Below are 22,297 nucleotides of genomic sequence, written 5' to 3' on the forward strand. Positions count from 1 at the left end.
GTTCAAACCTATAGATTATGGATGAGAAGAATTTTGTAATAACCATAGGCCGACAATTCGGCAGTGGCGGTAGAGAACTCGGTAAATTGCTTGCCTCGAAACTCGGTATTGCCTATTATGACAAGGAGCTCCTTTGGGAAGCGGCCAAGAGCGCCGGGGTAAGTCCTGAATTCTTTGAAAAGTCCGATGAAAAGTTTCCGCGTTTTCTGAGCGGCATGTTCTCGTTCGCCATGGGATATCAGCCTTATAACTTCTATTCGGGTTCAACATCTATAAGCGATGACAATCTCTACAGGGCGCAAAGCGACTTCATAAACAAGATTGCCGCCGGACATTCTTGCGTCATTGTGGGCCGTAGCGCCGACTATATACTGCGTGACCATCCGAGATGTGTCAACATATTCGTGCATGCTCCCATGGATGAGTGTGTGAAGCGAATAATGACCCGAGGCGACAAGCCGACAAAAGAACAGGCACGCGCCATGGCCGAAAAGACCAATAAGCTGCGTGCCAATTTCTATAACTTCTATACCGATAAGACCTGGGGCGATGCGAAGACTTACGATCTCACAATCGATTCTTCGTTGATGCCGATGGACGATGTCGCCGAAGTTATAATGGACTATGTGCGTCGTCGCTTTGATGTGAATAGATAGACTGTAGGCTACTCATTCTCTATTGTCACGCGCTCGACTTTTTCCTTCGGGCCGTTGGAGCCGAGGTATATGAGCAGAGCGTTTACTGCTGCGCAAACAAGAGCAATGCCGGTTATCAAGGTGAATGTGGTTTCGATTGTGCGTAACGGACTGCATATTATTACGATTCCTGCAATGATAATCAACGCAGGAAGCAGATAGAGCCACCAAGGCATTATGAGAGGGCGGCAGCAGGCGGCAAGAAAGTAAATCTGGCACGCTCCGGTGATTACGAGTATGGCGGCAAGTACATAGACGAAGAATCCCACGAAGGGCTGCGGCCATATTATCATTATGGCGCCGAGTATGAGCGCGCCTATTGACGAGATGTTCTGGGCGGTGTTGTTTTCGTTGCGTTTGCTGCTGCGTGACATGTTCATGAATATGCCGATTATGGCAGGCAGGGCAAACATTGCTCCCATTATGATGACCATCCATTTGAGCAGGTCGGCTTTTTGGTGCATTATTATAAGCAATATGCCTGCCGCAAGAACGAAGAGATAGGTTATAAGATTGCTTTTCGAGTTCATATTGTTAAATTTTTAATTGTTTTAAGTCGATATATAATATTCAACACCGTTTATGGTGCTTTCGTTCGGTGCTAATCGTTTGCCAAGTGACGAATATTTATTATTTTCGCTGCGTGAAACTGAATCAAATATGATATTACGACCATTCAAGTTTGTTCCGTATTTTAAAACGGTGATTTGGGGAGGCCATAAAATAGCCTCTTATAAAGGAATTGTGACCGATAAGAACTGCATAGGAGAGAGCTGGGAAGTTTCAGGCGTTCCGGGTCATGAGTCGGTCGTGGCCGAAGGGCCTGACAAGGGGTTGAATCTGAAGGAGCTTATTGACAAATATAAAGGAGAGCTTGTGGGCCAACCGGTGTATGATAGATTTGGCGATAAATTCCCATTATTGATAAAGATTATAGACGCTCGCAGGGACCTGTCGGTGCAGGTGCATCCCGACGACGAGCTTGCTATGAAGCGTCACGGTAGTTTTGGCAAGACCGAGATGTGGTACATAATCGATGCACAGCCCGGCTCCAAGATATATGCCGGATTGTCGAAATCGATAACCCCCGATGATTATATGAGGCTTGTCGAAGAGAAAAAGATAATGGATGTGGTGGCTGCGCATGATTCCCACAAGGGTGATGTGTTCTATTTGCCGGCAGGCCGTATCCACTCAATCGGTGCCGGCAATCTGTTTGCCGAGATTCAGGAAACGAGCGACATCACCTACCGTGTATATGACTTTGACCGAAGGGATTCGGAAGGCAACACACGTGACCTGCATACCGAGTTGGCCAAGGATGCCATAGATTACAACGTTTACGATGACTATAGAAGGGACTACGACAAGGATGCGACAGGCGTTACTCCGCTGATTGATTGCGAGTATTTCGACATAAAGCTCGTAGTTGTCGACGACCGGCTTGAGCTGCAATGCGACGGGGAGTCGTTTATTATAATAATGTGTGTCGAGGGAGAGACGAAGGTGATTACCGACGGCGGTTGCGTTACGACAGCCGGCCGTGGTGAAACGCTGCTTGTGCCGGCGTCGACGCGCTCGATTGCTATAGAAGGCAATGCCAAGCTGCTTACGGCTGTGATTTAGGAAAACCGGTTAAGATAAAATGAACAGGGGCCGCATTTAGCAGCCCCTGTTTTAATGTTATTGTCGAACCGGCTCTTAGTGTTGTATTATTTGCGACCTTTTATTTTTTCAAGTTGCCTTTCAAGAGCTTCGATGGATAGGTCAACGGCTTCCTCAAATGAGTTGGCGACTTTTGATGCGAAGATGTCATCCTGCTGAGGCACTGAAATCTTGATGCCCGCTTCCTTATTCATAGATGTTTCCGGCTTAACAACCTTAAGGGTCACTTCAGCATTGCTGATGGACTCGTTGTGGCGTGCAAGACGGTTGATTTTCTTGATTATGAAATCCTGCAGTTTTTCGGTAGCGTCAAAGTGGATTGACTTAATGTTAACGTCCATAATCTCCTCCTTTTTTTAGTGCACGTGGATGTGCTTGTTGATAATTTTGTTTAAGTTCTCGATAAGTTATGTGAGTGTACACTTGCGTTGTGGCAAGTGACTGGTGTCCGAGCAGTTGTTGCACCGCATAGAGGTCGGCTCCGTTGTTGAGCATGTCGGTTGCAAATGAGTGCCGCAATACGTGGGGACTTTGCCGCGAGGCCACTGTGTTTCCGGCGAGAGCCTTGTGCACGACATTGTAGATCAGCTTGCGGTATAGCGGTTCGCCTGATTCTCTGACGAAGAACTCGTTTGGGGCGGTTGTGCCAACGGTGTCATCACGTAATTTGCGATATGTCGTAATCATGTCGGAAAGTTCTTTTCCAAATGGTATAATTCTTTCTTTATTACGCTTTCCGAGCACTTTTAGTTCACCCCGTGCGGTGTCGACATCTTTGTCCATCAGTCCTTGGATTTCGGAGCATCGGAGCCCTGTGGAGTATATCATGTCGATGATGAGCCTGTTACGCGTTTCGTTGAAGTCGCCGGTGTCGAGCGGCGCGTTGAGTATGGCGTCGGTTTCGTTGGGTCTTACATAGACGGGCAGGGGCTTGTCGGTCTTGGCGAGGGTCAGCTCGGCCGCGGGATTGTAGGTCATTCCATGGTAACGCATCATGTAGCGGAAGAATGCCCTCAGGGCTTGGATCTTTCGCCTGATGGTGCGGGGAGCGTCGCCCGACTTTGCGAGTGATGCAATCCACAGCCTTAGGTCGTTGGCGGTTACATCATGAGTTTGGAGATTGTCGGGGGCGCCTCTGGTGGCGAAGTCGGCCCATTGCTGAAGGTCATGTGTATATGCAGAAACGGTGTGGGCTGAAAAGTTCAGCTCACACCGTATATATGTCAAGAAAGAAGCTAACATGACGATTCGTTAAAAAGTTTGCCTCTTATCGGGAGGCCTTTTTACGAATTTAGCTTTTTCTTGTGATTCTACCAAATAAAAGTGAGGGAAAATATAAATTATTCCTCGACCATGCGGAGTTTCTGCACGTAAACAGCCTTCATCATCTTCTTGCGGTTGGTGATGCTGGGCTTTTCAAATGCCTGACGGCTACGAAGTTCCTTGACGATGCCGGTCTTTTCAAATTTTCTTTTAAACTTCTTTAAAGCTTTTTCGATGTTTTCGCCTTCTTTTACTTGTACGATGATCATTTTTTGATATTTAGTTTTTGATTATTTTACTGTTTTTGCATTTGCGCGACAAAATTACGCATACTTTTCGATATGGCAAAATTTTAGTCATATAAAAACGCGTGAATTTTGTGAAAAAAGATGTGGCTGCGACATAAATCAACCTCACAGTCAACGGGAAAAGCATTGGGCTGTGAGGTTGTGTTATGCGATGGTGCGGAATCGACTATTTGTCAGCAACTTCGTGCTCGGCAACTCCTGCGAGTTCGGGGTCGATCATGATGCGGCCGCAGTATTCACACACTATGACTTTCTTGTGCATCTTGATTTCCATTTGCTTTTGCGGCGGAATGCGGTTGAAGCATCCTCCGCAAGCGTTGCGCTGGATGTAGACGATGCCGAGTCCGTTGCGAGCATTGTCGCGAATGCGCTTGAATGCTTTGAGGGTGCGCTCGTCGATGCGGGGCTCGATTTCCTTGGCCTGGATGCGCAGGCGCTCTTCGTCCTGACGGGTTTCCGATACGATTTCGTCGAGTTCGGCTTTCTTCTCTTTAAGGATGTGCTCGCTGTCGCGGAACTTCTCCTCGGTTGAGGCGATTTCGTTGGTCTTTGCATCGATTGCACGGGCATACTCGTTCAAGTGTTTTTCGCACAACTCGATTTCGAGAGTCTGGAATTCGACTTCCTTTGAAAGAAGGTCAAATTCACGGTTGTTGCGCACATTATCGAGCTGCTCTTTGTAACGGGCGATTTTGCCTTGAGCCTCGTTGATTTTCTCTTTTTCAACAAGTGTCTTTTTACGGAAATCCTCCACATCCTTGTGGAAGTTTTCGATGCGGGTGCGAAGTCCTTCGATGTTATCCTCAAGATCCTTTACCTCAAGAGGCAATTCTCCGCGAATTGTCTTTATGCGGTCGATTTCGGAGAGGATTGTCTGCAGCTCATACAATGATTTTAGTCGCTGCTCCACTGAGAGTACTTCGTTTTTGTTCTTGTCGGTAGCCATAGCTTACAAGTAATTTATCGGATTTTTTTCTGTTTCAGAATAATTAACTGCAAAGTTAGGAAATTTTCCGCTAAGTATATGATAAAAAATGTGTTTTGTGCACATTTCGCTCTCGTAGTGGCCGATGTCGATTATCAACAGCCGGTCGGAATAGTCTACAAAGTCGTGATATTTGACATCGGAGGTGACAAATGCCTGTGCTTTGTGAGCTATGGCGGCGTTTATGAGCGACGCGCCCGAACCGCCGCACAGGGCTATTCGTGTTATCATGCTGCAGGGCAGGGCGCTGCAGCGCGTGATTGGCGATTGACACACTAATTTTACGCGCTCAATCAGCTTCATCGGGGTGAGCGGCAGCTCGAGATCGCCGACTGCGCCGAGGCCGATTCCGGGATTTGCAGGGTCGGGACACTCCAGCGGCGACGGCTTGGCGATTCCCAGCCGCCGTGCGAGGGTGTAGTTTACGCCTCGTGAGGCGCTGTCGAGGTTGGTGTGGGCCGAGTAGACGGCTACGCCTGCGGTTATGGCCTTTATTATGGCCAGTTCCTGCGGTGTTGCGCCGGTTATGTGCTTAAGTCCGCGGAATATGAGAGGGTGGTGTGACACTACGAGATTGCAGTCGCGCTCGATGGCCTCGTCGATTACCGAGGGGGTGACATCGACGCAAAGCAACACGCCGGTACACAGGGCTGACTTGTCGCCAACCTGCATACCGGCATTGTCGTAGCTCTCTTGTAATGACAGAGGTGCTTCCTGCTCTATTGCTGCGATTATGTCGCTTATGAGCATGGCCGATTAATTTTTCTCGGGAATGTCGATTGACAGCGCGAGCTCGTCAAGCTGCTTTTGGTCGAGAGGAGCCGGAGCGTCGAGCATGACATCGCGTCCCGAGTTGTTCTTGGGGAATGCGATGCAGTCGCGGATGCTGTCAAGGCCGGCAAACAGCGATACCCAGCGGTCAAGACCGTAGGCAAGACCTCCGTGAGGGGGTGCGCCGTACTTGAAGGCGTTCATGAGGAAGCCGAATTGCTCCTGTGCGCGCTCGGGTGTGAAGCCGAGTATCTCAAACATCTTGGCTTGCAGCTGGCTGTCGTGGATACGGATTGAGCCTCCGCCCACCTCTACGCCGTTGATTACCATGTCGTAGGCATCGGCGCGCACGGCTGCTGGATCGGTGTCGAGGAGGGGTATGTCCTCGTCCTTGGGGTGAGTGAACGGATGGTGCATGGCCATAAGTCGCTGCTCCTCGTCGCTCCACTCAAACATGGGGAAGTCGACTACCCAGAGGCATGAGAATTTATTCTTGTCGCGCAGGCCGAGCTGGCGTCCCATTTCGAGGCGCAGTTCCGACAGCTGCTTGCGGGTTTTCATTGCGTCATCGCCGCTGAGGATGAGGATGAGGTCGCCGGGCTTGGCGTTGAATGCGGCTTTCATCTGCTGAAGCACCTCCTGCGAATAGAACTTGTCGACGCTTGACTTGACATTGCCGTCGGCTTCCACGCGTGCATAGACCATGCCCTTTGCGCCGATTTGCGGACGCTTTACGTAGTCGGTGAGCTGGTCGAGCTGCTTGCGGGTGTAGTGGACTGCGCCTTCGGCACAGATGCCGCCGATGTATTCGGCATTGTCAAATACGCCGAATCCGTGGCCTTTCATGATGTCCATCAACTCGACAAACTTCATGCCGAAGCGGGTGTCGGGCTTGTCGCTGCCATAATATTTCATTGCATCGGCCCATGGCATTCTCGGGAACGGCTCGGTGAGCTCCACGCCGCGCAACTCCTTGAAGAGGTGCTTGGCCATGCCCTCGAAGAGGTCGATGATGTCGTCCTGCTCAACGTAGCTCATTTCGCAGTCGATCTGAGTGAACTCGGGCTGGCGGTCGGCTCGCAGGTCTTCGTCGCGGAAGCATTTTACAATCTGGAAGTATCGGTCCATGCCCGAAACCATGAGAAGCTGCTTCAGGGTTTGCGGCGACTGGGGCAGGGCATAGAACTGTCCCTGATTCATGCGCGAGGGCACTACGAAGTCACGCGCACCTTCGGGAGTGGAGCCTACGAGCATCGGGGTTTCGATTTCGAGGAATCCCTTGCCGTCGAGATAACGGCGCACTTCCATAGTCATTTTGTGACGCAGTTCAAGATTGTTGCGCACGCAGTTGCGGCGAAGGTCGAGATAGCGGAACTTCATGCGCAGGTCGTCGCCGCCGTCGGTGTCGTCCTCGATTGTGAAGGGAGGCACTTCCGACTTATTGAGTATGTTAAGATTTTCGGCGATGATTTCGATGTCGCCGGTGGGAATGTTGGGGTTCTTGCTTGAACGTTCGGCAACGGTGCCCGTTATCTGCACGACATACTCTCGTCCCAGATGATTGGCGGCTTCGCATAGCGATGCGTCGGTGTCGTTGTTGAACACAACTTGAGTTATTCCGTAGCGGTCGCGTACATCAACGAATGTCATACCGCCCATTTTGCGGACACGCTGTACCCATCCGGCCAGTGTCACTTTTTTACCGGCATCGGCAAGACGAAGTTCTCCGCAGGTGTTAGTCCTATACATAGTTCTTGCTGAAAATGTTGTTTTTAGTCGTGATACTAAAATTTTCCGTAAAGATACGCATTAACTGTGTAAAATGGAAATCTACGTTCACGAAACTGTGTCGGAGGATGTCGATTGTCGACGGTGACTATAGTGCATGGCTGAAATGCCGATGGCGTGGAGAGTTTGCGGTTCCGCTTAAATGAAACACTCCCGGGGAGGAGTAAATCCTGCCGGGAGTGCATGTTTCCTTTACGGTTTAGTCTTCTATGTAAAACACTATGGTCGAAACGACACGTACATTCTTTATATAGGGAGTGTAGGGGTCGCGGTTCTCGATTGAGAATTGACCTTGGTTGGCTGTCTTTATTTTGCCGATGTTGCTGTGGGAGTCGGCAGCGAATTTGTTGGCGGCCTCACGTGCGTTGTGTGTGGCCTCGGCAATCATTTCGGGCTTGATTGAGTTGAGGTCGGTGTATTCGTAGAGTGTCTGGTAGTTGTAGTCGCCTGCGGTTATGGCGATTCCTTGCTTGAGCAGTTCGGTTTGACGCTTTATGAGTTCGTTGACCTTCTCCACATTCTTAGATGTAACGACAACTACCGATGTCACGTTGTAGCGATAGGCGAAGTCACGGCTTCCGTAGCGTTCGGCCTGCAGGTCTATGATTTCGGGAGGATTGATAGAGATTTCATCCTGGGAAATTCCGTTGGATGTGAGGAAGCGGGTAAGAGCGTCGTTGGTTTTGGTGATTTTGTCGTAAATGGCGGGAAGATCGTTGCCTACTTCCTTGCACACGATGGGCCAGGTCACCTTGTTGGCCATCACTTCTTTTTCGGCAAGGCCGCGCACGGCTATTACTCTGTCGCGATTGGCGAAGTTGTCGATACCTGCTTTTATGAAAATTCCCAAGAAGAAGATTCCGAGCGCAATCAACAGAGCCGGAACAGCACGATTGATGATTTTCATTTCAATAATTTGGTTTAATGGGTTAATGTTAGAGTGTATTTTTAATTATATAGACGCTTGAAGCCGTTATTTGTTTAATTGAATGTGCGTATAAATGAAATTGTAACAACATTGTGAATCGGTGGTTATGCGTGAGAATGAGTGATCGGACGCAGCGAGGAACTGAAGAATCTTGCCGGCAAAACGGAATGCACATATCTGATAATCAAAATAAAAGTGTCATATTTGTAATATGAACGACTTGACAGTATCAAATATCGAGCGGCAGAACGTGTTGAACAACAATTATGCCCTTCAAGCCATCCAAGAGAACTTGGATGTCAACGGTCTGCGCTTTCACGACCAACTGCTTTTCACTACTAAAATGGTGGCTGATTCCTATGGAGTGGATGAGTGAACCATTAAGCGTTACGTTCAGGAACATGGGGATGAACTTCGGGCAAACGGTTATTTTTTTTAAGTGAGGGTAACTCGCTGAAAAAAATGAGATTACATTTTGATGGTGACATTAATGTCCCTAACAAAGTCCGTAAGTTAGGTGTATTCACATTTCGGGCATTCCACATGGAGATACTCCAGGCTAAATGTGATTCCTATATAAGCTACTATCATCCAATTGGATAAAATTAATTTATCTATAGGGTCGGTGGCGTCGTAGATTTCTTGTAGATTACGTGCTGTAATTGTCCCGAGGTTTGATAGCGTCCGGTTGATCTTTTAGAATAAAGGCTACGTTTTGGGGGTGTCCGGTTTTGGGGCGGGGCTTGGCGGGGTTAGCTGTAGTAGGACTCGCGGATGCCGAATATGAATCCCCGGCGGTTGTAGAATGCCACTCCCGTCACAACTACGATAACTACAAATGAAAAAATAAACGGGAAAAGCAGGCTTTTGCTGCCAAAGATTTTTGCGAAGAAGTCGTTGATTATGGGCAGCAGTGATATGGCCAGATAGTTGGCCGTGAGGATAACAGCCATAGCCATCGTCATGCGGCATGGCGAATCGACAATTTCAGTGGCTTTGTCGTATATGACAGGCTGAAGCGTGCCCACTCCGAAGCCTACCAACAATGCGCCTATGCAATAAAGCACAAACGAGTGTACGAGAATGAAGGCAAGCATTCCTATGCCTATCATGGCGCACGCAATCCAATAGGTGTTGTAGCGCATGTGCTGAAGTGTCTTTATCAATGATATGCCTGAAATGAACATTGCGAGGTAGAGCAGTGCTATCACTGTGCCTATCTGAGTTGTGCTGAGTTTGTCGGGCGTCATCAGATATGGGCCGTAGTATGGAATTACGCTCATTACATATATGAACAGGAAGTAGCTTCCAAGCAATTTTAGGGTGGGCATTACGTAAAAACCACTCCATTTGTTGCTGCAGTCGTCTTCTTTTTTGCGGGAGTCAGTTGTGTCGACCGATGAAGAATCGGTGTCATCGACAGGATTCATGTCGGCTGCCTTATTGATCCATGGAAGCAGAAACAGTGACAAGGCCGGAAGCAGATATACTAAAAACGGCATGTGCCAGTTGATTGACGCTACCAAGCCTACGACGAATGTCGCCACTACAAGTGCTCCGTTGCCGATACCCGACACTATGCCCATCTGAGTGACTCGGTAGCTGCCGGTAAACACGTTGGCTATAAGTCCGGTGGAGAATGGCAGTATCAATCCGCAGGCACAACCGAGCAACGCGCTGATGATTATCAGCTCGGTCATTGTGTCGGAGAATATATAGAGTATTGCCGACAGAACATAGAGAGCTACACCGGTAGTAATCACAATGGTCTTGTGATTGGACATCGACAGCCGTCCTGAAAGCAGCACAAACGGTATGATAAGTAAATTGGGAAGTACGGTAAGCAGCTGTACTTCAAGTTCCGAGGCATTGGGGAAAATTGAATCCAATCTGTCAAGCATCGGTGTCACCGCCAATCCCGGAAGGTCAACTCCGAGCGACAGCGACCACAAGGCTATTGCCGTCATCACCGAAACTGTTGAGCCTGTACCTGTTTTGAATTGCATATCAAGGAGAGCTTTTTATAAATAAAGGCAAGATGCCGATGGATGAATCCATCGGTATCTTGCTGTGATTTTATTGTTTTATGACTTGGTTGAAGTCTTGTCGGGTTGTGCTGTTGCGTCAGCAGCCGGTTTAGCTGTAGGCGCGGCTATTCCCTCTGATGCTTCAAATTGAGCTTCGGCTTCGGCGAGTCGGGCTTGTGAAGCGGGGTCGGTCTGCCAATGGAAAGGCACGAAGTCAGATCCCTTTGCCACCCATGACGGTTTGCGGAATCGCAGGATGATAAACGGTGCTACAACAAATATGATCACTCCGCCTATAAGTACCAAGTACCAGACCGTATTTGAGCCTATGGCTACCTGGCCCGGAGGCAAGAAGCTGAGCACGAATGCGAGTAGTGAGCCTGCAAATCCAACGCCACCTACCAGCCACATGAGCCAGTTGCCGTGACTTCCGATGCGGAACGGGCGCTTCGCCTTCTTCATTGTGTAGCGAAGATATATTGCAGCCGAGAACATCAGCAGATAAGCGATAAGGTACAGTAGTACGGTCAACTGTGACAGAATCTGGTAGAAGCTTTCAACCGACGGCATGACAACAAACAGCAGCGACAATAGGGTTACTGCGCCTCCCTGAATGAGAAGGATGTTGCGCTGAATGCCGTTCTTATTTGTCTTCTGGAAGAATGGGGGCAGATAACCGGCCTTACCTACGGCAAGTATACCTTTGGATGGTCCGGAAACCCATGTCAGAACACCTGCGAGCACTCCAAACACGAGGGCTATTGCCATGACGGGCGAAAGCCAACTGATGTGGAAATAGCTGAAGTAGTTGTCAAATCCTACAAGAAGGCTTTGTACAAGGTTGATGTCCTTTGCCGGGATGATAAGTCCGAGGGCGTATGTACCGAATATGAATACAAGCACGGTGATCAATGCTCCGAGGAACACGGCCTTAGGATAGTTGACGGTAGGATTTTTAATCTCGCGTACGTGTACGCCCGACAGCTCCATGCCGGCATAAAACAGGAATATTGATGCAGCAAGGACGATGTTGTCAAACTTTGAGAGGTCGGGGATGAAGTTGCCGTGAAGATTCATTTGAGGAGTACCGCCCACACACAAGTATATCACTCCGAGAATGGTGAGGATGATTACAGGTATTATGGTGCCTACCATACCGCCTATCTTGGAAATTTTTCCTACCCATCCCATGCCTTTCAGCGATATGAATGTGGCAAGCCAGTAGATGGCAAGCACAACAACGAGCGAGTAAATCTTATTGGATGCAAGCACAGAGTCAGCGCCATGGTTCATGCCGATGAAAGCCAGAGCCACAGCTCCGAATGTCAATACGGTAGGATACCAGATGGTGTTTTCGATCCATTGCAGCCAGATGCCGAGAAATCCGAGCTTCTCGCCGAATGCCTCTCCCACCCAGCGGAACATACCGCCTTGCTGATAGGGGAACATCGCCGCCAGCTCGGCAGATACCAATGAAACAGGAATCAGAAATACAAATGCGGCAAAAAGATAATAGAATGCGGAACTGATGCCGTACTCAGCTTCGGCGGGAAGTCCTCGAAGTGACACTACGGCTACGACATTCAACATGATCAGGGTGCCTACGCCGAGTTTAGCGACCGCTTTAATATTAGAGTTAGCCATATTGAATATAATTAATTGTTAGGTTGTCATTTTTGAATAGTGATGTTATTGCCGTTGAATATTCCAAGACCGAGTTTGTTGGCAAATGCCTTTATTGCAGCCTGAGCCTTCACGGAGTTTCCTGCGTTGTCAAGCGGTGGAGCGAATGCGGCTATTCCCATTATGCCGGGCAGCACTCCGAGCACTCCGCCACCCACTCCGCTTTTAGCCGGCAATCCTGAGGTATAAAGCCAGTCGCCGGTGTGTTCGTAGAAACCTACGGTGGCTATGAGGGAAGTTACTTTGGGAGTGATGTCGGGGTCGAAAACCTTGTTGCCTGTCAATGGATTGCATCCGTTGTTGGCGATTGTGGCCGCCATGACCGATAGCTGTGAAGCCGTGACTCCAAGTGAACATTGACGCGTGTATAGGTCGAGGCTCATGGGTACATCGTCATATATCCGATTGTAGTTTTTGAGCAGCCACGCTATTGCGCGATTGTTGAAGTTGGTGTCGCTTTCGCTCTTGTAGAGCTCGTCGATAAGTTGGGGCGCTGAGCCGCATAGCTTGGTTATGTTGTCGACGATTGCTTTCCACTTGGCGTCAGAGTCGCCTTTTGGGGTGATCATCGAGCAGGCGGTTATAGCCCCGGCGTTGACGAGAGGAGTCGACGGATGGTCGTTTTCAAGCAGAATTGCGAATATCGAATTGAACGGAAGTCCGGTGGCATCGGCTCCAATCATTTTAAGTACAGTTGCCGTGCCGTGCTGCTGCATGGCGAGTATGGCTGTAGGAACCTTTGATATTGATTCGATGCCAAACTTGTAATCGGTATCGCCTATGTTTATGACCTGGCCATCGAGCAGCGTTATGCTCAGCCCAAACAGATTTGAGTCTATGTTGGCCAGATATGGAATATAATCGGCATTGGCTCCGCCTTTTAGATTGCGACTCTCGTCGAAGGCCTCTTGTGCCGCCTGCCTGATTTGGGCAACTGTTATAGTCTTGTTCATAATCGGGGGATGTGCTGTAATCAAGTTGCCGGTGACCATGTCGAATGAACCATAGTCACCGGCGGCTTGAATGAATTAGTTATTTAGCGGCTGGTGCCGGACGTCCTGTGTGGTTGAATGTCTTGGTCGTCAATGGAACATTCTTCTCCATGGCTATACGTGTTGGAGTCGGGTATTCCAAAGCGTTGAGCTCATTGACGGCGAAGTCTATGTCGGCAAGAAGCTGGTCGGCCATGTCGCGGCTGAAGCCCTGCTTGCACACAACTCTCATTACTACGATGTTTTCGATATTGGCAGGCATTGTATAGGCAGGTACCATCCAGCCCTTCTGAGCGAGCTTGTCCTGAAGGTCAAAGAGGGTCCACTTGGCGGTCTTCTGATATTCAGGCTTCATCAACCATGCGAACAAAGGATTGGGAACATCAGGTGAATAGTTGACAAAAGGAGCACGGGTTGCAATCTGCTCATGGATATACTTGCACACTGAAAGTGAGTTGTACTGTACATTCTTGTAGCCTTCAAAGCCCAAGCGGATGAACTGATAGTACTGTCCGAGAATCTGGGCGGCCGGACGAGAGAAGTTCAAGCCCACCTGGCGTATTTCGGCTCCAAGATAGTTGACGCTGAATGACATCACGTCGGGAAGATACTGCTTGTCCTTCCATACTACCCAACCAAGGCCCGGGTATACGAGGCCGAACTTGTGGCCTGAAGTACTGATTGACAGAACCCACTTAAGACGGAAGTCCCACTTCTTTTCGGGGTTGAGGAACGGAAGTATGAAGCCTCCTGAAGCGGCGTCGACATGAATAGGAATGTCGTAGCCGGTCTTTGCGTTATAAGCGTCAAGAGCTGCGTCGAGAGCTTCTACGTCGTCATTAAGGCCGGTCCAGGTGACACCTTGGATAGGAACTACGCAGATGGTGTTTTCGTCACAAAGCTTAATTGCTGCCTCGGGGTCGAGGGTGGTCTTTTCAAGAGTCAAAGGCACTGTACGCATTTCAATCTGCCAAAGCTGGGCGAATTTTTCCCATACAATCTGATAGCCTGTCGATATTACGAAATTAGGCTTGTCAAACGGTTTGCCCTCCTTTTGACGGCGTTCACGCCAGCGAATCCATGCTGCGATACCGCCAAGCATACAGGCTTCGGATGAACCTATGGCTACGGCTCCTGTTTTCCACTTGGATTGCTCGGGCGAGTTCCATAGATTGGCAACTATGTTGATACACTTGCCGTTGATTACGGCTACACGCGGATATTCGGTTTCATCAATGTAGTTGATGTTGATTGCCTCGTTCATCAGCTTGGTTGCGTAATCGTCCATGTAGGTGGTTACGAATGTCGCAAGATTAAGACGCGGCTGGGTCTGGGCGAATGTTTCGTCCTTTACCATCTGATAAGCGATCTCAGGTGTGGTGGGACCGTCGGGAATCTTTTCTACCGGTGAGGGTTGAAGCATGGCATCAGAACCGAATGTATCGGTTTTGGCATCGCCGTAGCGGAAATTTTTGTCGACCATTTTAGTTTAAATTTTAAGTTTTAATTATGATGTATATTTGAGATATGCCATGTGTCATTGATCATTATACCGAGCAGATGCCATATTTCATATATTTTTAATAACATTTTATTTTTGAATGTGATTGATTCGCATGATGATATTAGCGCATTTTAACGTACCATACGCAGCAAATTGCTATTTAGGGTGAATGCGCTTCGCGACATTATGGGGTGAAATCGGGCGCTTGGGCGCATTATCTTTGCAGAAAAAGATAATGTCATGGAAAACAACGAAATCAAGAAAAGCAAGAGGGTCTACAAGCTGAAGTTTGACCAACTGTGGGTCGATGCCATCAATCAGATACCGGTGTGCTATCACAGCGAGATATACTACTGGCTCGATTATTATCAGAATCATAACCACAGCGATTTGATAGGCACTATCAAGGACGACCTTGTGCGCTCGCTGTTCATGCTCATCTATCCCACAATCAGGCGTCGCCGCCTCGCCCGCGAGCGTCAGCGCCGCTATCGTGCGCGCAAGAAGGCTGCCCGCCTCGCTGCGATGGAGCAGCAAGCGGCAGCTTCGCAATCCGGTTCCGGGCAGAGTGAAGGCTCAGCCGATTCAGTAATGGGGCAAGGACTCGGGGAACCTGTTTTTAACAAAAAAACGCCTCATGGCGGGCATGAGGCGTATAGTGTAGGGCGTCCGGGTAACGGAGGCCGCTTTGACAGGCATGAGCGGGAAGGCTCTTAGACCCGTACCCAAATATTGGGGAACGGGGACTTAGGATTTCTTGAACTCCTCAAGCTCGATTGTGGCAAGCTCCCACAGGCTCATGGCGTTGTCGAGTTTCTTGTTTAGTGCGGCGTGAGTGTCGAATATCTCGGGCTCTACCTCGCCTGCCGATATGCGGGCTTCGACATCGGCTATTTCCTGCTCGATTCGGGCTATCTCCTCCTCGGCGTCCTTTACTTTGCGCTCGGCGCGTTTCAGCATCTTGTCGCGTTCGCGCTGCTCGGCATAGCTCAGCTTGCGCACTGCCTTCTCATCGGCCGGGGCTTCGGGTGTGCGCTCCTTTTTGTCGGATGCTGCAGGTGTCTTTGCGCTTTCCTGACGGGTGGCCGGCTGCGACTTCTCAAGTTCGTTGAGCGACGACAGCTTCTTCTTTTCAAGGAATTCATAGATTCCTCCAAGGCACTCCTTGACCTTGCCGTCGCCGAACTCATATACTTTTTCGACAAGCCCGTCGAGAAATTCTCGGTCGTGGCTCACAACGATTACCGTGCCGTTGAACTCCTTTATGGCTTGCTTGAGGATATCCTTTGTGCCCATGTCGAGGTGGTTGGTGGGCTCGTCGAGAATGAGCAGGTTGACCGGCTCCAGGAGCAGGCGTATCATTGCGAGTCGGGTTTTTTCACCGCCTGACAGCACCTTGACTTTCTTGTCGGATGCCTCGCCGCCAAACATGAACGCGCCGAGTATGTCGCGAATCTTGGTGCGGATGTCGCCTACGGCAACGCGGTCGATAGTGTCGAATACGGTAATCTCGCCGTCGAGCAGCTGTGCCTGGTTCTGAGCGAAGTATCCTATCTTGACATTGTGGCCTATCTTCAGCGAGCCGGTATAGGGAATCTCGTTCATGATGCACTTGACGAGCGTCGACTTGCCTTCGCCGTTTTTGCCCACAAAGGCCACTTTCTCGCCGCGCTTGATGGTGAACGTGGCGTGGTCAAACACTTGATGGTCGCCATAGGCCTTGCCTACATTGTCGGCTATGACGGGGTAGTCGCCCGAGCGCGGGGCCGGAGGGAATCGCAAGTTGAGGTGCGATGTGTCGACCTCGTCGACTTCGATGCGCTCAATCTTGGCCAACTGCTTGATGCGGCTCTGTACCTGCACCGACTTGGTGGCCTTGTAGCGGAAACGCTCGATGAACTCTTCGGTGTCCTGAATCTGCTTCTGCTGGTTCATGTAGGCGCGTCGCTGCTGTTCGAGCCGCTCCTGACGCAGCACCACATACTTTGAGTAGTTGACCGAGTAGTCGTAAATCTTTCCGAGCGAAATCTCGATTGTGCGGTTGGTCACATTGTCGATGAACGCGCGGTCGTGCGACACGAGTACTACAGCGTTGGCTTTGGTTATCAGGAAGTTTTCAAGCCATTGGATCGATTCGATGTCGAGGTGGTTGGTGGGCTCGTCGAGCAGCAGCACATCGGGACGCGTAAGCAGCAGCTTGGCCAGCTCGATGCGCATGCGCCATCCGCCGCTGAACTCGGCTGTGGGGCGATTGAAGTCGCTTCGCTTGAATCCGAGTCCTATGAGGGTCTTCTCCATTTCGGCCTCGCAGTTTTCGCTCTCGGCCATGGCGATGTGTTCGGTGAGGGTGGTTATGTTGTCGATGAGTTTCTGGTATTCGGGGCTGTCGTAGTCGGTGCGAGAGGCAAGCTGCTCGTTAAGCCGGTCGAAACGTGCGTGCATCTCGTCGATCGAGGAGAAGGCCTTGCGCACCTCCTCGATTACGGTCAAGGAGTCGGAGATGGTCATGTGCTGAGGCAGATAACCTATGGTCACGCCTTGAGGAACCGCCACCGAACCCGATGTGGGGTGCTGGAGTCCGGCTATTATCTTGAGCATCGTTGACTTTCCGGCGCCGTTCTTGCCTACGAGGGCTATCTTGTCCTTCTTGTTGATGACATAGTTGATGTTGTCAAAGAGGCTCTTGGCGCTGAATTCAACTGACAGGTTGTTTATCGAGATCATTTATAGACTTGTTTGGCTTGCAAAGTTACGACAGTTGGCATAATAGAGCCAACGTGTTAACATATTTTTGCTTAACGCGACTGATTGGATTTGTTGTTGAGGTCGGCCTCGCTTATGTAGCCGTTCATCATTGCGTATACGCTGAGTCCCGGCACACTCTTTATGCCGAGCTTGGCGGTGATGTTCTTGCGATGCGACAGCACGGTGTTGAAGCTGATGTTCAGCCGGTCGGCGATTTCCTTGTTTATCAGTCCGAGCGCTACAAGGCGCAACACCTCCACTTCGCGCTGCGACAGCGTGGCGGCCTGGCCCGACTGTGAGTTGTCGTGGCTTTTAAGCAGTTGGCGCAGGCGGTCGACAATCTGCGATTCATCGGCTGCCGGGTCGAGCGTTCCCTCGGCCGTGCCGGTGACGATGCAGCGCGAGCGGCGTGCTATGAAGAAGTCGAGATTGGCGCAGTAGCGGGCCGGAGTGACGATGTAGAGCGCCGACGAAGTGTCGCCGGCTTCGGGTGTCGAGTTGTCGGCGATTATGTTGGCGTTGATGTCGAAGTATTCGCTGAGAATGTACTTCAGCCCCAATGCGCATAAAGTGCTGTCGAGTGCTATGTTGACCGTCATGACCGGCTATTTGTCGAATTGAGAAAGAAGTGAGCGGCTTATGGGCAGCAGGATGCGGTTGCGTATCCTGTTGTTCTGTCGGATGTCCTTCTCAAGCGTGATGATGGCAACGATCACGCCATAGCAAAGGTTGAGGTCGTATTGGCCCGATAGGTGCATGATAAACATGTTTTTGAGGTCGCTCAGTTTATCCTCTATCGTGGTGCTTTCGTCGTCAAGGCACAATGGCGCCGAGGGGGCTTGTCCGTTTTCCATTGCAATGATTGCCGGAAACCATTGTGCGGTGTCGCTGTCGATGCGTTTTACTATGTCGTTTTTCAGCCCCTCGAAGAATCGCAGCATCAGTTCGAGATTATTGTTGTTGCCGTCGCTCGACGAGAGCAGCAGCTTGAAATGCCGCTGGATGTTGGGGAGCTGAAACTTGGTGTAGTAGTTGTTGGTCTTTATCAGATAGCTGATTATCTCATGGGCGCTGAACGACATGAGCGTTTCCTCGGGGAAGTAGCTCTCGTTGATGAAGGTGTTGAGGATGGTGAGGAAAAACTCGGTGTCGAGCCCGTGATTGCGGCACACGGCCTCGATCGAGCTGTCGCCAGTGCCGAGATATATTCCGAATCGGTTGATTACGGGAATCACCGAAGGCTCATTGTTGATTACATCGCAGAGTTTAGTGTTGGAATATATCAGTGCCATTTTGTTCAGCCGTTGTGCTTGTTGCGTGATTTGATGTTTATGATGCGTGAGTCGGTGATCACGATGTCCATCGTGATGTCATGGGGCTCGCTGTCGATTTCATCGACGAGCTGGAAGTCGTAGCCTATGCCTATCTTGGTGGCTTTGGTGCGGCTCAGCAGGCGGTCGTAATAGCCTTTGCCGCGTCCCACGCGGTTGCCCCGGTTGTCGTAGGCTATTCCGGGCACGATTATCAGTTCGATGTTGTCGATGTCCTCAATGTCGTCGCCCGTGGGCTCTTCGATGTGGAATGAGCCGTATTGCAGTCGGGTGCGGTCGTAGGGCAGCACATCGAGGTTGACTCCGTTGACACGCGGCAGGAAGAAGTGCTTGCGGGTGTGCCACTTGTCGATGAAGTCGATTGTCGACAGCTCGTCGGGCAGGGAGTGGTACATCAATATCTTGTCGGCCATCATGAACGCTACCGACTTTTCAAGCATCGAGAATGCAGCCTCGGCAGCCTGTCGACGCTCTTGCTCCGACAGAAGTGCCTTGTGAGCCTTTATGCGGCTGCGTATTTCTTCCTTTTTCATCGTAATCAGCTTTTGGGTGTTGTGTCAGTTGACTTTGCCTTGAGCTGTTATCGGAACCGCCGCGTCGCCTTGTTCGAGATGTGTTACCGCCTGGTTGAATGCCGGGTCGATTGTGTTGGCAACCTCGTAGTAGGCTTGTCGACCGATAATGTCGCTTGCAATCAAAGCCTTCAGGTAATTAACAATCAATCCTTGGGAAATGTTGATGTAGTACCATCGAGCCGGGATGCCGTTCTGGGCGGCATAGCTTACAAAGAGCTGCAGCAGCTCGTCGTCGGGCGGGAGCAGGGCGAGTATCTCGTTTACGTTTTTGGCCGCGCTCAGACGTTCGCGGTAGCGGTCGCTGTACTCGAAGGCAAATCGCTGCAGCAGGCCGGCGTTGAGCACGTTGATGTAGTAGCTTGATATGCCTGCGGTGTCGTTGGGTACGAAGAAGTCGGGCATTATGCCTCCGCCTCCGTAGACGGTGCGGCCGCCTGCAGTGGTGTACTGTAGATCCTTGTTAAACTTGATGCTGTCGGAGTTATAGAACTCGCCGTGGTCGTAGCGGTCGAGAATCTCCTGCTCGTAGGTGCCTCGCTTGCCGAGCTGATAGTCCTTCTGGATGCAGCGTCCCGAGGGTGTGTGGTAGCGTGACACGGTGAGGCGTATGGCGCTGCTGTCGGGCAGCGTTGTCTGTCGTTGCACGAGTCCCTTGCCGAATGAGCGTCGGCCTACGATAAGTGCGCGGTCGTTGTCCTGCATGGCTCCGGCGAAAATTTCGCTCGCGCTTGCCGAGTACTCGTCGATGAGCACTACAAGTTCGGAGTCGATAAACGATCCGGTGCCGTCGCTGAACACGCGGCTTTCATCGTCGTCGTTGCGTCCGCGGGTGTAGACGATGGGGCTGTTGGCCGGGAGAAACTCATTGGCCATCATTATTGCCATCTCCATGAATCCGCCGCCGTTGCCTCGCAGGTCGAGAATGAAGTTGCGCGCTCCTGCTGCCTTGAGCTTCACGAGCGAGGTAAAGAACTCGCTGTAGGTGGTGCGTCCGAATTTGTTGACCTTCACATATCCTGTGGTGGGGTTTATAAGATAGGCGGCGTCGACAGTGTTGACGGGGATGTCGCCGCGCGTCACTTCAAATGTGAGGAGGTTATTGCTATTGTTGCGCTTTATGCCGAGATTCACGGTGGTGCCTTTCTCACCTCGGAGCATTTTCACGATGTCGGTGTTGACGATTCCCTGACCGGCTACAAGCGAGTCATCGATAGTGATGACGCGGTCGCCGGGCATAATTCCCACCTTCTCGGAGGGGCCGCCGGGGATTACCTCGTTTATAGTGACGGTGTCGGTGAGCATGGTGAATGACACTCCTATTCCGCTGAATGAGCCGTCAAGGTCTTCGTTGACTGCCTGAAGTTCCGATGCGGGAATATAGGTGGAGTGGGGATCGAGGTTGGCCATTAGCTTTGGAATGGTCAACTCGATAATAGAGTCTATGTCGACTTCGTCGACATAGTCGCTTTCAATGAGTCCGAGTATATTGTCGAGCTTACGCTGTCCCGATGTGTGCGAAACCTTGTTGCTGAAGTGCAGTCCCAGCCATATACCCCCGATTAGTGACAGGGCGATGACTATCGGAATCCATGCGATTGTGTTTTTACTATTTTTCATATATTAATGTGGGTGTGTCGTCAATCTATTTCGGCTATGTGGGTGCATTCGACTCCGGCGCGGCGCAGGATCTCAAGTCCGTCCTGGATGCGGTAGAGGTCGTTGTAGACCACACGCTTTATTCCTGCCTGAATTATGAGCTTGGAACACTCGAGGCACGGCGAGGCCGTTATATATAATGTGGAACCTTCGCTGCTGTTGCCTATGCGGGCCACTTTGGTGATGGCGTTGGCTTCGGCGTGAAGCACGTAGGGCTTGGTGACTCCGTTTTCGTCCTCGCACACGTTTTCAAATCCGGCCGGTGTACCATTGTACCCGTCGGATATTATCATTTGGTCCTTTACTAAAAGGGCTCCGACCTTGCGACGCTGACAATAGGAATTTTCCGCCCAGATTCTTGCCATGCGTAGATAGCGCTTGTCGAGCAAGCATTGTTTCTCCTGTGAATTCATTTGGAACTGAAACTTATACGACACAAAGATACTAAATATATTTAGGTTATGAGCACTCTATCTTTCTCATTATTATATGTTGCATTATTTATTGCAACATATATGTTGTCGGGAAGTTCACCGATGTAACGAAATTTTAAGATGTTGCAAACGTGTTACAATCGTGTGCTTATCAGGCATTTGGCATGAATTTGCGGGCGTGTGACAGGATGTGTGATGCAATGTAACAAAAGTGAAACATGATGTGCGTAATCATAACATATTGGTATTCAGTTATGTAAATGTGTTAAAATGTTAAATATATCATTTTAACTAAAAAATATTTCATAAAATTCTTGCATATTAAAAATAATGCGTATATTTGCATTGTAATCAATTTGTAACACGTTTGTGTAGCAAATGTATCAAACAACATCAACATCAAAAATTATCAATTATGGGTTCTACTAATTTTCAAGCCAAGCTTCTCGGATTGCAAAGCAATCTATTGAATTTCGCGTATATTCTCACCTCCAACCGTGACGATGCTTACGATCTTCTTCAGGACACAACTTTGAAGGCTCTCGACAATGAGGACAAGTATGTGGACAATGTAAACTTCAAGGGATGGGTGTTTACCATCATGCGTAACATCTTCATCAACAACTACCGCAAAGTCGTTCGCTCGGCTACCATAATGGACCAGACCGAGGATCTCTATCACCTCAATCTTCCGCAGGATTCGGGCTTTGAAACTCCCGAAGGTTCGGTTGCCGCAAAGGAGATCACCGCAGCCATCAACTCATTCAGCGATGACTACCGCATTCCGTTCTCAATGCACGTTGCCGGCTACAAGTACAATGAAATCGCCGAAAAGATGAATCTTCCCCTCGGAACGGTTAAGAGCCGCATCTTCTTCGCCCGTCAGCGCTTGCAGCAGACATTGAAGGACTATCGCTAAAAACAGCATTGGAGCCTGTCGCCCCACT

The 22,297-nt window shown here is 50.0% G+C and carries 23 protein-coding genes; 5 read left to right on the forward strand and 18 right to left on the reverse strand.

The annotated features are described in order from the left end of the window. Positions 1-17 precede the first annotated feature (17 nt). Entirely contained in the window at positions 18-656 is a 639-nt protein-coding gene (locus E5354_RS08560) for an AAA family ATPase (protein ID WP_123396240.1), read from the forward strand. An 8-nt stretch (positions 657-664) separates the two neighbouring features. Here E5354_RS08560 and E5354_RS08565 read toward each other — a convergent pair whose 3' ends face one another. Beyond that, the gene (locus tag E5354_RS08565) at positions 665-1,225 is read right to left on the reverse strand and encodes a DUF308 domain-containing protein (protein ID WP_123396241.1); all 561 of its coding nucleotides are present in this window, start codon (positions 1,223-1,225) and stop codon (positions 665-667) included. 130 nt (positions 1,226-1,355) lie between these two features. Here E5354_RS08565 and E5354_RS08570 point away from each other — a divergent pair, with 130 nt between their 5' ends. After that, positions 1,356-2,321 carry a type I phosphomannose isomerase catalytic subunit gene (locus E5354_RS08570; protein ID WP_135947209.1) on the forward strand — a complete coding sequence of 322 codons (966 nt, stop codon included), beginning with the start codon at positions 1,356-1,358 and terminating at the stop codon, positions 2,319-2,321. 86 nt (positions 2,322-2,407) lie between these two features. On the opposite strand, the gene hpf is transcribed toward E5354_RS08570, so the two are convergent. The 7 genes from hpf to E5354_RS08605 all read right to left on the reverse strand — a co-directional run bounded on the left by hpf (position 2,408) and on the right by E5354_RS08605 (position 8,382). Next, positions 2,408-2,701, reverse strand: coding sequence for a ribosome hibernation-promoting factor, HPF/YfiA family (gene hpf, locus E5354_RS08575; RefSeq protein ID WP_123396243.1), 294 nt, complete (start codon positions 2,699-2,701; stop codon positions 2,408-2,410). Next, a complete protein-coding gene (locus E5354_RS08580) occupies positions 2,691-3,602 on the reverse strand; it encodes a tyrosine-type recombinase/integrase (RefSeq protein WP_135947210.1) in 912 nt (303 codons plus the stop codon). Before E5354_RS08580 ends, hpf begins: the two co-directional genes overlap by 11 nt. A gap of 98 nt (positions 3,603-3,700) precedes the next feature. Then, positions 3,701-3,892, reverse strand: coding sequence for a 30S ribosomal protein S21 (rpsU, locus tag E5354_RS08585; RefSeq protein WP_121700190.1), 192 nt, complete (start codon positions 3,890-3,892; stop codon positions 3,701-3,703). Between the two features lie 205 nt (positions 3,893-4,097). Next, positions 4,098-4,877, reverse strand: coding sequence for a zinc ribbon domain-containing protein (locus tag E5354_RS08590; RefSeq protein ID WP_123396245.1), 780 nt, complete (start codon positions 4,875-4,877; stop codon positions 4,098-4,100). 3 nt (positions 4,878-4,880) lie between these two features. Next, on the reverse strand, positions 4,881-5,666 hold the full coding sequence (locus E5354_RS08595) for a Nif3-like dinuclear metal center hexameric protein (protein ID WP_123396246.1): 786 nt from the start codon (positions 5,664-5,666) through the stop codon (positions 4,881-4,883). Positions 5,667-5,672: 6 nt separating this feature from the next. Next, positions 5,673-7,436: an aspartate--tRNA ligase gene (gene aspS / locus E5354_RS08600; RefSeq protein ID WP_135947211.1), complete on the reverse strand. Its 1,764-nt coding sequence runs from the start codon at positions 7,434-7,436 to the stop codon at positions 5,673-5,675. Positions 7,437-7,674: 238 nt separating this feature from the next. Then, positions 7,675-8,382, reverse strand: coding sequence for an SIMPL domain-containing protein (locus E5354_RS08605; RefSeq protein WP_369698984.1), 708 nt, complete (start codon positions 8,380-8,382; stop codon positions 7,675-7,677). Between the two features lie 241 nt (positions 8,383-8,623). Here E5354_RS08605 and E5354_RS14195 point away from each other — a divergent pair, with 241 nt between their 5' ends. Beyond that, complete coding sequence (locus E5354_RS14195) at positions 8,624-8,779, forward strand: hypothetical protein (protein ID WP_168353861.1); 156 nt, start codon at positions 8,624-8,626, stop codon at positions 8,777-8,779. A 376-nt stretch (positions 8,780-9,155) separates the two neighbouring features. Here the strand turns inward: E5354_RS14195 and E5354_RS08610 are convergent, their stop codons facing one another. The 4 genes from E5354_RS08610 to E5354_RS08625 all read right to left on the reverse strand — a co-directional run bounded on the left by E5354_RS08610 (position 9,156) and on the right by E5354_RS08625 (position 14,588). After that, positions 9,156-10,409, reverse strand: coding sequence for an MFS transporter (locus E5354_RS08610; protein ID WP_123396248.1), 1,254 nt, complete (start codon positions 10,407-10,409; stop codon positions 9,156-9,158). A 78-nt stretch (positions 10,410-10,487) separates the two neighbouring features. Continuing rightward, the gene (gene gadC, locus E5354_RS08615; protein WP_123396249.1) at positions 10,488-12,074 is read right to left on the reverse strand and encodes a putative glutamine/gamma-aminobutyrate antiporter GadC; all 1,587 of its coding nucleotides are present in this window, start codon (positions 12,072-12,074) and stop codon (positions 10,488-10,490) included. Positions 12,075-12,100: 26 nt separating this feature from the next. Beyond that, a complete protein-coding gene (glsA, locus tag E5354_RS08620; RefSeq protein ID WP_123396250.1) occupies positions 12,101-13,066 on the reverse strand; it encodes a glutaminase A in 966 nt (321 codons plus the stop codon). A gap of 79 nt (positions 13,067-13,145) precedes the next feature. Continuing rightward, positions 13,146-14,588: a glutamate decarboxylase gene (locus tag E5354_RS08625; protein WP_123396251.1), complete on the reverse strand. Its 1,443-nt coding sequence runs from the start codon at positions 14,586-14,588 to the stop codon at positions 13,146-13,148. A gap of 261 nt (positions 14,589-14,849) precedes the next feature. Here E5354_RS08625 and E5354_RS08630 point away from each other — a divergent pair, with 261 nt between their 5' ends. Next, positions 14,850-15,326 carry a hypothetical protein gene (locus E5354_RS08630; RefSeq protein ID WP_135947212.1) on the forward strand — a complete coding sequence of 159 codons (477 nt, stop codon included), beginning with the start codon at positions 14,850-14,852 and terminating at the stop codon, positions 15,324-15,326. Between the two features lie 30 nt (positions 15,327-15,356). On the opposite strand, the gene E5354_RS08635 is transcribed toward E5354_RS08630, so the two are convergent. The 6 genes from E5354_RS08635 to E5354_RS08660 all read right to left on the reverse strand — a co-directional run bounded on the left by E5354_RS08635 (position 15,357) and on the right by E5354_RS08660 (position 21,329). Continuing rightward, positions 15,357-17,333 (reverse strand): ABC-F family ATP-binding cassette domain-containing protein, encoded by a 1,977-nt coding sequence (locus E5354_RS08635; protein ID WP_123396253.1) that lies wholly within the window; start codon positions 17,331-17,333, stop codon positions 15,357-15,359. A 71-nt stretch (positions 17,334-17,404) separates the two neighbouring features. Continuing rightward, positions 17,405-17,953, reverse strand: coding sequence for a helix-turn-helix transcriptional regulator (locus E5354_RS08640; RefSeq protein ID WP_123396254.1), 549 nt, complete (start codon positions 17,951-17,953; stop codon positions 17,405-17,407). A 6-nt stretch (positions 17,954-17,959) separates the two neighbouring features. Continuing rightward, positions 17,960-18,646, reverse strand: a complete 687-nt coding sequence (locus E5354_RS08645) for a helix-turn-helix transcriptional regulator (RefSeq protein ID WP_135947213.1) — start codon at positions 18,644-18,646, stop codon at positions 17,960-17,962. Between the two features lie 5 nt (positions 18,647-18,651). Continuing rightward, positions 18,652-19,218, reverse strand: coding sequence for a 5-formyltetrahydrofolate cyclo-ligase (locus E5354_RS08650; RefSeq protein WP_123396256.1), 567 nt, complete (start codon positions 19,216-19,218; stop codon positions 18,652-18,654). A 24-nt stretch (positions 19,219-19,242) separates the two neighbouring features. Beyond that, complete coding sequence (locus tag E5354_RS08655) at positions 19,243-20,877, reverse strand: S41 family peptidase (RefSeq protein ID WP_123396257.1); 1,635 nt, start codon at positions 20,875-20,877, stop codon at positions 19,243-19,245. A gap of 20 nt (positions 20,878-20,897) precedes the next feature. Then, positions 20,898-21,329 carry a dCMP deaminase family protein gene (locus E5354_RS08660; protein WP_123396258.1) on the reverse strand — a complete coding sequence of 144 codons (432 nt, stop codon included), beginning with the start codon at positions 21,327-21,329 and terminating at the stop codon, positions 20,898-20,900. Positions 21,330-21,765: 436 nt separating this feature from the next. On the opposite strand from E5354_RS08660, the gene E5354_RS08665 reads away from it, so the two are divergent. Next, a complete protein-coding gene (locus tag E5354_RS08665) occupies positions 21,766-22,269 on the forward strand; it encodes an RNA polymerase sigma factor (protein ID WP_123396259.1) in 504 nt (167 codons plus the stop codon). Positions 22,270-22,297 lie beyond the last annotated feature (28 nt).

The sequence above is a fragment of the Muribaculum sp. NM65_B17 genome (assembly GCF_004793735.1).
GTDB classification, from domain to species: Bacteria; Bacteroidota; Bacteroidia; order Bacteroidales; family Muribaculaceae; genus Muribaculum; species Muribaculum gordoncarteri.

Coding starts and splice junctions, on each gene's coding strand:
- E5354_RS08560 (WP_123396240.1), top strand. CDS start 18: ATGGATGAGAAGAATTTTGTAATAACCATAGGCCGACAATTCGGCAGT.
- E5354_RS08565 (WP_123396241.1), bottom strand. CDS start 1,225: ATGAACTCGAAAAGCAATCTTATAACCTATCTCTTCGTTCTTGCGGCA.
- E5354_RS08570 (WP_135947209.1), top strand. CDS start 1,356: ATGATATTACGACCATTCAAGTTTGTTCCGTATTTTAAAACGGTGATT.
- hpf (WP_123396243.1), bottom strand. CDS start 2,701: ATGGACGTTAACATTAAGTCAATCCACTTTGACGCTACCGAAAAACTG.
- E5354_RS08580 (WP_135947210.1), bottom strand. CDS start 3,602: ATGTTAGCTTCTTTCTTGACATATATACGGTGTGAGCTGAACTTTTCA.
- rpsU (WP_121700190.1), bottom strand. CDS start 3,892: ATGATCATCGTACAAGTAAAAGAAGGCGAAAACATCGAAAAAGCTTTA.
- E5354_RS08590 (WP_123396245.1), bottom strand. CDS start 4,877: ATGGCTACCGACAAGAACAAAAACGAAGTACTCTCAGTGGAGCAGCGA.
- E5354_RS08595 (WP_123396246.1), bottom strand. CDS start 5,666: ATGCTCATAAGCGACATAATCGCAGCAATAGAGCAGGAAGCACCTCTG.
- aspS (WP_135947211.1), bottom strand. CDS start 7,436: ATGTATAGGACTAACACCTGCGGAGAACTTCGTCTTGCCGATGCCGGT.
- E5354_RS08605 (WP_369698984.1), bottom strand. CDS start 8,382: ATGAAAATCATCAATCGTGCTGTTCCGGCTCTGTTGATTGCGCTCGGA.
- E5354_RS08610 (WP_123396248.1), bottom strand. CDS start 10,409: ATGCAATTCAAAACAGGTACAGGCTCAACAGTTTCGGTGATGACGGCA.
- gadC (WP_123396249.1), bottom strand. CDS start 12,074: ATGGCTAACTCTAATATTAAAGCGGTCGCTAAACTCGGCGTAGGCACC.
- glsA (WP_123396250.1), bottom strand. CDS start 13,066: ATGAACAAGACTATAACAGTTGCCCAAATCAGGCAGGCGGCACAAGAG.
- E5354_RS08625 (WP_123396251.1), bottom strand. CDS start 14,588: ATGGTCGACAAAAATTTCCGCTACGGCGATGCCAAAACCGATACATTC.
- E5354_RS08630 (WP_135947212.1), top strand. CDS start 14,850: ATGGAAAACAACGAAATCAAGAAAAGCAAGAGGGTCTACAAGCTGAAG.
- E5354_RS08635 (WP_123396253.1), bottom strand. CDS start 17,333: ATGATCTCGATAAACAACCTGTCAGTTGAATTCAGCGCCAAGAGCCTC.
- E5354_RS08640 (WP_123396254.1), bottom strand. CDS start 17,953: ATGACGGTCAACATAGCACTCGACAGCACTTTATGCGCATTGGGGCTG.
- E5354_RS08645 (WP_135947213.1), bottom strand. CDS start 18,646: ATGGCACTGATATATTCCAACACTAAACTCTGCGATGTAATCAACAAT.
- E5354_RS08650 (WP_123396256.1), bottom strand. CDS start 19,218: ATGAAAAAGGAAGAAATACGCAGCCGCATAAAGGCTCACAAGGCACTT.
- E5354_RS08655 (WP_123396257.1), bottom strand. CDS start 20,877: ATGAAAAATAGTAAAAACACAATCGCATGGATTCCGATAGTCATCGCC.
- E5354_RS08660 (WP_123396258.1), bottom strand. CDS start 21,329: ATGAATTCACAGGAGAAACAATGCTTGCTCGACAAGCGCTATCTACGC.
- E5354_RS08665 (WP_123396259.1), top strand. CDS start 21,766: ATGGGTTCTACTAATTTTCAAGCCAAGCTTCTCGGATTGCAAAGCAAT.